The 10,947-nt window shown below is 73.7% G+C and carries 13 protein-coding genes; 3 read left to right on the top strand and 10 right to left on the bottom strand.

Annotated elements, in window-relative coordinates:
• Positions 1-19: 19 nt before the first annotated feature.
• The 10 genes from AC0IVP_RS19070 to AC0IVP_RS19025 form a co-directional block, all read right to left on the bottom strand.
• Positions 20-370 carry a DUF4333 domain-containing protein gene (locus AC0IVP_RS19070; protein ID WP_056290862.1) on the bottom strand — a complete coding sequence of 117 codons (351 nt, stop codon included), beginning with the start codon at positions 368-370 and terminating at the stop codon, positions 20-22.
• Between the two features lie 81 nt (positions 371-451).
• Positions 452-793, bottom strand: coding sequence for a DUF4333 domain-containing protein (locus AC0IVP_RS19065; protein ID WP_471758621.1), 342 nt, complete (start codon positions 791-793; stop codon positions 452-454).
• A 109-nt stretch (positions 794-902) separates the two neighbouring features.
• On the bottom strand, positions 903-1,901 hold the full coding sequence (gene alc / locus AC0IVP_RS19060; protein ID WP_471758619.1) for an allantoicase: 999 nt from the start codon (positions 1,899-1,901) through the stop codon (positions 903-905).
• Positions 1,902-2,144: 243 nt separating this feature from the next.
• Complete coding sequence (allB, locus tag AC0IVP_RS19055; protein ID WP_471758617.1) at positions 2,145-3,470, bottom strand: allantoinase AllB; 1,326 nt, start codon at positions 3,468-3,470, stop codon at positions 2,145-2,147.
• Positions 3,467-4,189: an urease accessory protein UreD gene (locus AC0IVP_RS19050; protein WP_471758615.1), complete on the bottom strand. Its 723-nt coding sequence runs from the start codon at positions 4,187-4,189 to the stop codon at positions 3,467-3,469. Before AC0IVP_RS19050 ends, allB begins: the two co-directional genes overlap by 4 nt.
• A 10-nt stretch (positions 4,190-4,199) precedes the next feature.
• Positions 4,200-4,877, bottom strand: coding sequence for an urease accessory protein UreG (ureG, locus tag AC0IVP_RS19045; protein ID WP_056290870.1), 678 nt, complete (start codon positions 4,875-4,877; stop codon positions 4,200-4,202).
• A gap of 142 nt (positions 4,878-5,019) precedes the next feature.
• Positions 5,020-5,781, bottom strand: coding sequence for an urease accessory protein UreF (locus AC0IVP_RS19040; RefSeq protein WP_471758613.1), 762 nt, complete (start codon positions 5,779-5,781; stop codon positions 5,020-5,022).
• Positions 5,782-5,815: 34 nt separating this feature from the next.
• Positions 5,816-7,537 (bottom strand): urease subunit alpha, encoded by a 1,722-nt coding sequence (locus tag AC0IVP_RS19035; RefSeq protein WP_471758611.1) that lies wholly within the window; start codon positions 7,535-7,537, stop codon positions 5,816-5,818.
• Positions 7,537-7,932: an urease subunit beta gene (locus tag AC0IVP_RS19030; protein WP_471758609.1), complete on the bottom strand. Its 396-nt coding sequence runs from the start codon at positions 7,930-7,932 to the stop codon at positions 7,537-7,539. The genes AC0IVP_RS19035 and AC0IVP_RS19030 overlap by 1 nt, the downstream gene beginning before the upstream one ends.
• A complete protein-coding gene (locus tag AC0IVP_RS19025) occupies positions 7,929-8,231 on the bottom strand; it encodes an urease subunit gamma (protein ID WP_056290877.1) in 303 nt (100 codons plus the stop codon). Before AC0IVP_RS19025 ends, AC0IVP_RS19030 begins: the two co-directional genes overlap by 4 nt.
• A gap of 160 nt (positions 8,232-8,391) precedes the next feature.
• On the opposite strand from AC0IVP_RS19025, the gene AC0IVP_RS19020 reads away from it, so the two are divergent.
• Genes AC0IVP_RS19020 through AC0IVP_RS19010 form a run of 3 tightly spaced genes read left to right on the top strand, consistent with a single transcriptional unit; the run spans position 8,392 to position 10,354 of the window.
• A complete protein-coding gene (locus AC0IVP_RS19020) occupies positions 8,392-8,754 on the top strand; it encodes a GntR family transcriptional regulator (RefSeq protein WP_056290879.1) in 363 nt (120 codons plus the stop codon).
• Positions 8,751-9,662 carry an ABC transporter ATP-binding protein gene (locus AC0IVP_RS19015; protein WP_471758607.1) on the top strand — a complete coding sequence of 304 codons (912 nt, stop codon included), beginning with the start codon at positions 8,751-8,753 and terminating at the stop codon, positions 9,660-9,662. Before AC0IVP_RS19020 ends, AC0IVP_RS19015 begins: the two co-directional genes overlap by 4 nt.
• Positions 9,659-10,354 (top strand): hypothetical protein, encoded by a 696-nt coding sequence (locus tag AC0IVP_RS19010; protein WP_471758605.1) that lies wholly within the window; start codon positions 9,659-9,661, stop codon positions 10,352-10,354. The genes AC0IVP_RS19015 and AC0IVP_RS19010 overlap by 4 nt, the downstream gene beginning before the upstream one ends.
• Positions 10,355-10,947 lie beyond the last annotated feature (593 nt).

Here is a 10,947-nt window from a genome sequence, read left to right as displayed (position 1 = left end):
GCCGGCGCGGGAGGGAGGATCAACGGGGGGTGTCGGCGACCTGGACGTCGTAGGCGACGTTGTTGCCGTCGACCGAGTTCACGGTGATGTCGACGTCGTACTCACCCTCGAGGCCGTCGGCGGTCAGCGTGCAGACGATCGCCGCGCCCTCCTCGGCGGGGAGGTCGTCCTCGCAGTCGATGTCGGGACGGACGTCGGAACCGGTCTGGTCCATGAGCTGGGTCTCGGCGCTCTCCTCGACGTCGTCGGAGTCGACCGACCCGGCGCCGCAGGCGGACAGCGACAGGGCGAGCGCGGGGGCGGCGGCCAGGGTCAGGACCAGGCGGCGTGCGGTGCGGGTGATGGGGGCTCCTCGGTCCGTGCACAGCACGGGCCGGCTGTGCGTCGGCCCAGAACGTATCGGCAGCTGGAGGCCGGGGGCCGCCGGACACGACGGCCCCGTCCGACCAGGTCAGCCGGCCGCTGCGCCCGCGGACCGGGTGGCGGGCTCCTCGGACCCCACCTCGATGGACAGCGACGCCGTGTCGCCCTCCACCTCGGCCACGCTGACCGTGGCGTCGACGACGTCGCCGGTGCCCGGGTCGGTCACCTCGCAGCTGGTCTCCGCGCCGACCTCGCCGGCCAGGTCCTCCGGGCAGGTGACGTCGGGGCGGGTGCCGGTCTGCTCCTCGATGGCGTCGCTGACCTGACCGGCCACGTCGTCGGAGGAGACCGCGGAGCTGCAGCCGCCCAGCAGGAGCACGACGAGCGGGACGGACGCGGCGAGGGCGAGACGGGTGGGGACTCGGGACACGGTGGCTCCAGGGTGGGGGTCGACGGCCACGGACGGCGTCGGCTCCCTCCCAACGGCAGGTACCGGCCCGGCCTGCACCCCACCCGACCCGGACGGGTGGAACCGCTGGTCAGGAGGCCGTGAAGCGCCTGTCCAGCTCGGCCCGACCGGCCTCGGTGGGGCGGCCCCACAGCCGCAGCCGGGCCATCCCGCCGTCCGGGAACACGTCGAGCCGGACGGCGACCACCCCGGCGGCGTCCTCGAGCAGGAACCGGTGTCGGGTGTCGGGCTGCAGCGGGGTGCGGGCCAGCAGCTCCACCTCGGTCCCGTCGGCGGCGATCCCGGTCAGCGAGGCGGCACCGGGGGCGTTGCCCAGGAAGTACGAGGTGTCCAGCTCGGCGAGGGTGACGGTTCCCTCGCAGGCCAGCTGGACGTGCACCCAGTCGTTGCCGTCGTCCCGGCGACGGGCGGTCTCCCAGCCCTCGCCCATCGAGCGGGCCAGGCCACGGCCGACCAGCTGGTGCGGGGTGCCGTAGAACTCGTTGCTCACCGCGGTCACCAGCCCGCCGTTCTCCAGCGCCGCCAGGTCGAACGGGCCGGCGTCGAGGTACCGGGGGTCCGGGACGACGGTGCCGTGCACCCGCAGGCGGGCCACGCCACCGTCGGGGTGGATGGCCAGCCGGACGTGGGTGACCCGCCGGTCGGAGTCGACCGCGAAGGCGTTGGCGGTGTCCCCAGCCAGGTCGACCGAGGGCAGCAGCGGCTGCCAGTCCGCCTGCTCGAGCTCGGCGACCGAGGGGTGCCCGTCGACCGCGACGCCCTCCACCGAGGCCTGCGGCGGGTAGTTGCCGGTGAAGAACGCGGTGTCCACGACGACCCCGGCGACGATCCCGGGCGCACCGAGCCGGACGACCGCCCAGTCGTGCCCGGCGCTGCGGCGGCGGCGGGTCTCCCAGCCGTCGTACTCCTTGCCCTTGTGGCCGAACTCGGTGCGCGCGACGGCGGGCCAGGGCAGCACCAGGTTCTCCCGGGCGGCGAAGAACTCGTCGTTGGCCGCCACCACGGCCCCACCCAGCGCACGGCTGGCCAGGTCGGGGAGCTGGGCCCAGGGGGCACGCGCGTCGGTCATCGGTCTCCTGTCAGGACGGGTGCGTCCACTGTGGCAGAGGGGGTGGGAGCGGGTGGTCGGTGCTCGACGGGACAGCGGGGGGCCACCGTGGCGCAGCTCGGAGGGGACCCAGGACGGTCGGGAGGACCTGGCGGCGCATGCGCGCGCGACCGGACCGGGCGGCGCCGACTCCGCGGGAGGAGGTGCAGGACGACCCGCAGGTGCTCGACGAGGCGGCCCGGGAGGAGCCGCGGTCGGTGAGCGTCAGGTGCCTTCCCGGTCGAGCAGCCGGCCGCGGGGGACGCCGTCCACCTCGGTGCCGCGCAGCCAGGTGCGGCGGACGACACCGGTGAGTTCGCGCCCGCGGTAGGGCGTCACCGGGTTCCTGTGCTCGAGCCGGTCGACGGTGAAGGCCTCGTCGGGGGCGAAGGCGACCAGGTCGGCGTCCTTGCCGACGGCGATCGCGCCCTTGGCCGACAGGCCGGCCAGCCGGGCCGGTGCGGCCGACATCAGCTCGACCACCCGGGTGAGCGGGACGCCGCGGGCCCGCGCGCCGGTCCAGACGGCGGGCAGGGCGACCTGCAGGCCGGCGATGCCGCCCCAGGCCAGGCCGAAGTCCCCGACGTCGAGCCGCTTGAGCTCCGCGGTGCACGGCGAGTGGTCGCTGACGACGAGGTCGATCTCGCCGTCGGCCAGGGCCTGCCACAGGGCCTCGCGGTGTCCGGCCTGGCGGATCGGCGGGCAGCACTTGTAGGCGGTGTCGCCGTCGGGGACCTCGTCGGCGGCGAAGGTCAGGTAGTGCGGACAGGTCTCCACGGTCACCCGGACGCCCTCGGCCCGGGCCCGGCGCAGCGCGAGCAGCGCTCCGGCGTCGGCCAGGTGCACGACGTGCACCCGCGCACCGGTCTCGGCGGCAGCGGCCAGCAGCAGCCCGATGGCCGTCTCCTCGGCGGCCTCGGGCCGGGAGGCGAGGAACGCGGCGTAGCTGGCGCCCTCGGGGGCGGGGGCGGCCGCGATCGTGGCCTCGTCCTCACAGTGCGCGATGAGCAGGCCGTCGACGGCGGCCAGCGCGGTGAGCGCCGACCGGAGCCCGGCGGGGTCCAGCGGCGGGAACTCCGGCACCCCGCTGTCGAGCAGGAAGCACTTGAACCCGACGACCCCGGCCGCCAGCATCGGGACGAACTCGGCGGTGTTCCCGGGCACCGCCCCGCCCCAGAAGGCGACGTCCACGCTGATCTGCCCGCGGGCCACCGCCCGCTTGACCTCCAGCCCGGTCAGCGTCGTGGTCGGCGGGATCGAGTTCAAGGGCATGTCCACGACGGTGGTCACGCCACCGGCAGCGGCGGCCCGGGTGGCGGAGGCGAAGCCCTCCCACTCGGTACGGCCCGGCTCGTTGACGTGCACGTGGCTGTCGACGAGACCGGGCAGCAGCACCTCGTCGTCGCCGAGCGTGACGGACCCGTCCGGACCGGCGTCGTCGAAGTCGGTGACCGCGGTGATCCGCCCGTCGGCGACGTGCACCGCGGCCGGGCGCTCACCGTCGGGCGTCACCACGCGGCGGGCGCGGACCACCAGCGGTGTCCCGGTCATCGGGCGTCCTCCAGGAGTGCGGGGTCGTGGGTCACCCGGTCCAGTGCGGCGAGCCGGGTGAGCGTGGGGGTCAGCCGGTCACCCCAGGCGGTGGCGACCCACCCGTCGACCAGCGGCAGCCGGACGGCGTCGTCACCGACCTCGCGGGTCCCGGCGGCACCCAGGTGGACGGTGCTGGCGTAGGCGCGGGGAGCGACCGGCGGCAGCCAGGCCGGAGCCCCGGGCCCCAGGCCCACCGTGGTGTGCAGCACGGGCAGCCCCGCGCGCTCGACCCGGGTGGTCCCGGTCCAGCGGCCGGGCTCCTCGCCGGTCCGGCCGAGCTGGACCTGCTCGGTGGCGGTCAGCCGGGCACCGTCGGCCAGGACGGCGTGCAGCAGCGCCCGGTGCTGCGCCCCCGCGGTGACGACGGTCGGTTCGGGCTGCAGGTCCAGCTCGCCGGCGACCTCGGCGAGCACCCGCTGGACCGAGGCCGGCGACTCGCCGCGGGCAGGGAGGACGACGGCTGCGGCCACCGTGCGCACCGACAGCCGGGCACCCTCCTCGACCACGAGCCGGACCTCGGCGTCGTCGCCACCGAGCGGCCCGAAGGCGGTGGCCACGAGGTGGACGGTGGTCGGCCCGGTGCGCCGGACGGCGAGCTGCCCGCTGGCCCGGACGACGGGGAGCACGGTGCGCCCGCCCGGCCCGGGTCGGGCGACCACCTCGACCAGCGTCCTCACCGGCTGCGGCTCACGCGTGCGCGACGGCGCGGGCGCGGACCTGCTCGCGGACCCACTCGGCGACCTGGGTGGCCGCCGGGTCCTCGCGCAGCGAGATGAGGAACGTGGGCTTGCCGCCCCGGACGGCATCGGAGTCCCGGCGCATGACGCCCAGGTCGGCCCCCACCATCGGGGCCAGGTCGGTCTTGTTGACCACGAGCAGGTCGGCGCTGGTGACCCCGGGCCCGCCCTTGCGCGGCACCTTGTCCCCTCCGGCGACGTCGACCACGAACACCTGGACGTCGACCAGGCCGTAGCTGAACGACGCGGTCAGGTTGTCCCCGCCGGACTCGACGAGCACCAGCTCCAGGCCGGGGTGCCGGGACTCCAGCAGCTCCACGGCGTCCAGGTTGGCGGTGATGTCGTCCCGGATCGCGGTGTGCGGGCAGCAGCCGGTCTGCACCGCCTCGATCCGGTCGTCGGGCAGCACGGCGTTGCGGCGCAGGAAGTCCGCGTCCTCGGTCGTGTAGATGTCGTTGGTGACGACGGCCAGGTCGTACTCGGCGCCCAGCGTGCGACACAGCGCAGCGGCCAGGGCCGTCTTCCCCGAGCCGACGGGACCGCCGAGGCCCACCCGCAGGGGCCCGCCGTGGCGGTGCCCCGGCTCGTAGGGGTCCACGTAGTCGTCGAGGTTGTGGTCAGGCGGCACGGTCTCTCCCTGTCGGTCGTGCGGTGGTCCTGCGGTCCTGCGGTCCTGCGGTCCTGCGGTCCTGCGGTCCTGCGGTCCTGCGGTCCTGCGGTCCTGCGGTCCTGCGGTCTATGGTGCGGTCGAGTCGCGGGGTGGCCCCCGGTCAGGAGGCGAAGTACCGGTCCCCCCGGGCTGCGTGCACCTCGGCGAGCAGGTCCAGCAGAGGATCGGTGTCGGCGGGTAGCCAGGTCCCGACCGACGCACCGGCGGGCGCCCAGGACACCACCCCCGTCACCTCGGTCCGGTGGTCGCCGGAGACGGTGGCGGTGGCGCCGCCCTGACCGGTGCGGGCGAGCGCATCGGCGGCGACGGCGTCGACGTCCGGCCCGAGTCGGGCGGTCACCGTGGCCACGGTGACCGGGTCCATGGCCAGCAGCCGTTGCGCCGCCGTGGCCGGCCCGGTGATCGCCAGGTAGGCGGCCGCCGCCGCGGCGTCCCGTGCGGTCAGATCCCCGGCCGCGGCGGCGACCCCGAGGGCCACCGGGTGGTGCGGGTGCCCCGGCAGCGCATCCCAGGCCGGGTGCGGCCAGGCACGACGACCGACCCGGACCAGCCCACGTCCCTGCTGCCGGGCGGCCGCCCGCAGTGCCGGAGACGGGGTCCGCGCGTCGGCCTCCGCGTCGAGCGCGACCAGCACGCGAGCCAGGCCACCATCCGGCACCGCCTCCGTGACCGCCCGGCAGGCAGCTGCGGCCAGTCCACCGGCGACCGCCCCGGACGTCTCGAGCCGCCGACGCAGGAACCCCTCCAGCGAACGCGGGTCGCCGACGATCCCGGCCGCGATGGCCTGCTCCACCCCACCGGAGTGGGTGTGCCCACCGGCAGGAAGCCGGGAGTCCGCCAGCGCCAGCAGCGCCGCCGTCACCGGCCGTCTCCGGGAGTCAGGGTCCTGGCCACGGTCAGAAGAGGAAGTAGCGCTGGGCCATGGGCAGCTCGGCGACCGGCTCGGGGGCCCACACCTCACCGTCGACGGACACGGTGAACGTGTCGGGGTGCACCCGGATGTCGGGCAGCGCGGTGTTCTCCGGCATGTCGGACTTCCCCAGCCGGCTGGTGTCCCGGACCGCGACGAGCCGACGGTCCACGCCCAGCCGGTCGGGCAGCCCGGCATCCAACGCGGCCTGGGCCACGAAGTGCAGCGACGTCTGTGCCGGGACCTTGCCGTACGCCCCGAACATCGGCCGGGGGAAGACCGGCTGCGGCGTGGGGATGGAGGCGTTCGCGTCCCCCATCTGGCCCCAGGCGATCATCCCGCCCTTGAGCACCACGTGCGGCCGCACCCCGAAGGTCTTGGGGTCCCACAGCACCAGGTCGGCGAGCTTGCCCGGCTCGACCGAGCCCACTTCGCCGTCGATGCCGTGCGCCACGGCGGGGCAGATCGTGTACTTGGCGACGTACCGGCGGGCCCGGGCGTTGTCCGCGGCGCCGTCACCGGCCAGCGACCCACGCCGCCGCTTCATCACGTGCGCCGTCTGCCAGGTGCGCATGACGACCTCGCCGACCCGGCCCATCGCCTGCGAGTCCGAGCCGATCATCGAGATGGCGCCCAGGTCGTGCAGCAGGTCCTCGGCGGCGATGGTCGTCGGCCGGATCCGGCTCTCGGCGAACGCCAGGTCCTCGGGCACCGAGCTGTCCAGGTGGTGGCAGACCAGGAGCATGTCGAGGTGCTCGTCGAGGGTGTTCACCGTGTGCGGCCGGGTGGGGTTCGTGCTGCTGGGCAGCACGTTCGGGTGGCCGGCGACGGTGATGATGTCCGGTGCGTGCCCACCCCCGGCGCCCTCCGTGTGGTAGGCGTGGATGCTGCGCCCGGCGATGGCCGCGAGGGTGTCCTCGACGAAGCCGGCCTCGTTGAGGGTGTCCGAGTGCAGCGCCACCGGGACGCCGTGGCGGCCCGCGACGGTCAGGGCCGCGTCGATGGCGGCCGGGGTCGACCCCCAGTCCTCGTGCAGCTTGAACCCGCTGGCCCCGGCCCGCAGCTGCTCCTCGAGGGAGGCGTGCGAGACGGTGTTGCCCTTGCCGAGCAGCGCGACGTTGACCGGCCAGACGTCCATCGACTCGAGCATCCGCGCGAGGTACCAGTCACCCGGGGTGATCGTGGTGGCCTTGGACCCCTCGGCCGGCCCGGTGCCCCCGCCGATGAGCGTGGTGACCCCCGACCCGAGCGCGGTCGGCACGATCTGCGGGCAGATGAAGTGGACGTGGCAGTCGATGCCGCCGGCCGTGAGGATCCTGCCGTTGCCGGACAGCACCTCGGTCGCCGGGCCGATCACCAGGTCCGGGTGGACGCCGTCCATCGTGTCGGGGTTCCCGGCCTTCCCCAGGGCCACGATCCGGCCGTCCCGGATGCCGACGTCGGCCTTCACCACGCCCCAGTGGTCCAACACCACCGCGCCGGTGATCACCAGGTCGGGTGCGCCCTCGGCCCGGGTCGCCCGACCCTGGCCCATCGACTCGCGGATGACCTTGCCGCCGCCGAACACCGCCTCCTCGCCGGCGAGCCCGGGCCCACCGGAGCGGTCCTCGGTGACCTCGATGAGCAGGTCGGTGTCGGCCAGCCGGATCCGGTCCCCGGTGGTCGGGCCGTACAGCTGGGCGTAGCGCTCACGGGACAGCCGGACCATCAGCCCAGACCCCCTTCTGCGGTCAGGCCCGGGACGACGCGCGCGCCGGCCAGGGGGACGAGGGTGACGGTCTTCTCGATGCCGGGCTCGAAGCGCACCGCCGTACCTGCAGCGATGTCCAGCCGGTGACCGTGCGCCGCGACCCGGTCGAACACCAGGGCGGCGTTGGTCTGCGCGAAGTGGAAGTGTGACCCGACCTGGACCGGCCGGTCCCCGCTGTTGTGCACCTCGAGCTCGACCCGCGGCACCCCGGGCAGCGTCTCGATCCAGCCCTCCGCCGGGATCACCTCCCCGGGCACCGCGCCGTGCAACTCCCCGCCCTCGGGCTGCGCCGGACGGTCCCGCTCGCTGGCGCTCACGGGCTGCGCCGGACGGTCCTGCTCGCTGGCGCTCACGGGATCGGGTGGTGGACGGTCACCAGCTTCGTCCCGTCCGGGAAGGTCGCCTCCACCTGCACCTCCTCCAGGAGCTCCGGGACACCGTCCATGACGTCCTCCCGGGCGAGGACCGTGCGGCCGCTCTGCATCAACTCCGTGACCCGGACCCCGTCCCGGGCCCCCTCCAGCACGTGGTCGGTGACCAGCGCCGTGGCCTCCGGGAGGTTGAGCTTGAGTCCGCGGGCCTGCCGGCGACGCGCCAGCTCGGCGGCGTAGCTGAGCAGCAGCCGCTCCTGCTCGTGCGGGGACAGGTGCACGGGGTCGACCTCCGTCGTCTCGGGATCCGCACGCTAACCCCGGGGTGTGACAGTCCTGTTGCGTCGGCCCTTGCGCTGAGTGGCGTACCGCTTCTATGGTTCATTACATGAGTAGTGAACCGACGAGCCGTCGCGCTCACCCTCGTCACGCCCGGTCGGCGTGAACGAGGACGGCGGCCCGATCTTCCGGCAGATCGCGGCACAGGTGGAGAACGCGATCGTCGACGGCTCCCTCCCGGAGGAGAGCCAGGCGCCCTCGACCAACGAGCTCGCCGCCTTCCACCGCATCAACCCCGCCACCGCGGCCAAGGGCCTGAACCGGCTCGTCGACGACGGGGTCCTCCACAAGAGACGAGGAGTCGGGATGTTCGTCGCCACCGGTGCCCGCGACCAGCTGCTCAAGCGGCGTCGCAGCGAGTTCGCGGACCAGTACCTGGAGCCCCTGCTGACCGAGGCCGCCAAGCTCGGCATCTCGGGCGCCGAGATCTCCACGATGATCGCGGAACGGAGGGGCGCCCGATGACCGCCGCCGCCACGCTGGACGACGTGACCATGCGCTTCCGTGGCCACACCGCTCTGGACGGCATCACCACCGAGCTGCGGCAGGACTGCATCACCGGCCTGCTCGGGCGCAACGGGGCAGGCAAGACGACCCTGATGCAACTGCTCACCGGCCACCGGGTGCCGACGTCGGGGAGGGTGCGCGTCTTCGGCGTCGACCCCTACGAGGCGGACTCGGTCCTGCAGCGCGTCTGCTTCGTCAAGGAGAGTCAGCGGTACCCGGACCACTTCCGGGTCTGCGACGTCCTGACCGCCGCCCGGATGCTGTACCCGGACTGGGACGACGACCTCGCCACACAGCTGGTGGGGGAGTTCGACCTCCCCCGCCGCCGTGCGGTCAAGAAGCTGTCCCGCGGTTTGACGTCGATGGTCGGCATCGTCGTCGGCCTGGCCTCGCGCGCACCCATCACGTTCTTCGACGAGCCCTACCTGGGCCTGGACGCGGTGGCCCGGCAGCAGTTCTACGACCGGCTCATCGCCGACTGGTCGGAACAGCCACGCACGATCGTGCTGAGCACGCACCTCATCGAGGAGATCGGCGACCTCCTGGAGCACGTCCTCCTCGTGGACCGCGGACGCGTGCTGCTGGACGAGGACGCCGAGTCCCTGCGCGACCGAGCGCTCACCGTGTCCGGTCAGATCCCCGCGGTCGCCGCGTTCACCGCAGGCCGGCGAGTCCTCCACTCGGACGCACTGGGCTCCTTCACCCGGGCGGTGGTCGAGGTCCACTCGGCCACCGACCGCGACGAGGCTTCTCGGCACGGGTTGACGCCGGAACCGACATCGCTCCAGCAGCTCGTCGTCGCGCTGAGTCGTGCGACAGCGCCAACCACGACCGCACCCGACGACCTCGAGGGAGTGTCGCGATGAGCCGCGTCGTCGCCGCAGCACGCCTGCACGCCATCCACGCCCCGGTGGCCCTCGGCGTCCCCTGGCTGGTGGTGGGCTCCAGCTTCGCCATCAACCTGGCCATCTGGGCCGCGATGTCCCCCGAGGCCCGCGCCGCCGGTGGCACCGGTGGCCTCGTGTCCCTCTACATCACCGTCGGCATCGTGTTCCTGCAGTCGGTGACGCAGCTGTTCCCGCTGGCCATGGGCCTGAGCCTGACCAGGAGGACGTTCTACCTGGGCACCCTGCTCACCGCCGGGCTGCAGTCCCTGGTCTTCGGGGTCGTCCTCACCGTCTTCACCCTCGTGGAGAACGCGACCGGCGGATGGGGCGTGGGACTGTCCTTCTGGGCCCCCGGTCGGCTGGACGTCGACAACCCCGCCCTGCAGGTGGTGGTCTTCGCCGTCCCGATGCTCTTGGCGTCAGTGGTCGGCACGGGCCTCGGTGTGGTGGTGAAGCGGTGGGGCCAGACCGGCATGTGGGTCCTGGGCATCACGAGTCTGTTGCTGAGCGGCCTGGCCGGGGTCCTGGTCACGTACAGCGGGTCGTGGGGAGCGGTCGGTGCCTTCTTCCTCGACGCACCACTGGCCGTCCTCGTCCTGGTGGTACCTGGCCTCGCCGCTGTCGCACTCGCCGGCCTGGGCTTCGCCGGCCTGCGCCGGGCCGTCCCCTGATACGTCACTGGAGCAATCTGAGGGCCGACCCGCACACCCTGCGCGGGTCGGCCCTCGACGCATGGACCCGTTCATCACGAGTACGGCGGCCACCACGCCCGGCGACGAGCAGGGCAACCACGAGAACCTGAGCACTGCTGCGCTGCCGGTTCAGTCCTCCGCGAGGGGCCGCCAAGCGCCGACCGATGCCGCCGTCGGCCCGTCGACGACTCGGCCGGGACGGGGTGCGAGCCGGGGTGCAACGACACCGGCGGTGAGCCGGAAGTGGCACGTCGCCCTGCGGCGAGCCAGACCAGCCTGAGGAGACGTTGGAGGAGCACCTCAGCCCTCGTCGTTCTGGATCCCGGACTCGACCGCCGAGGTGGTGACACCAGCACCTGCACCGCCGGCCGTGTCGACTGAGCCACTGAGAGGCAACCGCCGTGACGCGTCACCTCTGGTGACCACAGAGCCCGCCACCCGGAATGGTCTGGGAATGCCGAAACGGGGCCACGACTGTGTCGTGACCCCGTTTCGGGAATGATGTCCGGCGGCGTCCTACTCTCCCACCCAGTCCCCCGGGCAGTACCATCGGCGCTGAGAGGCTTAGCTTC

It is taken from the genome of Klenkia sp. AC732, from assembly GCF_979256525.1.
Note: the sequence above shows the minus strand (reverse complement) of the source record. Positions and strands in the feature narration are given on the sequence as shown.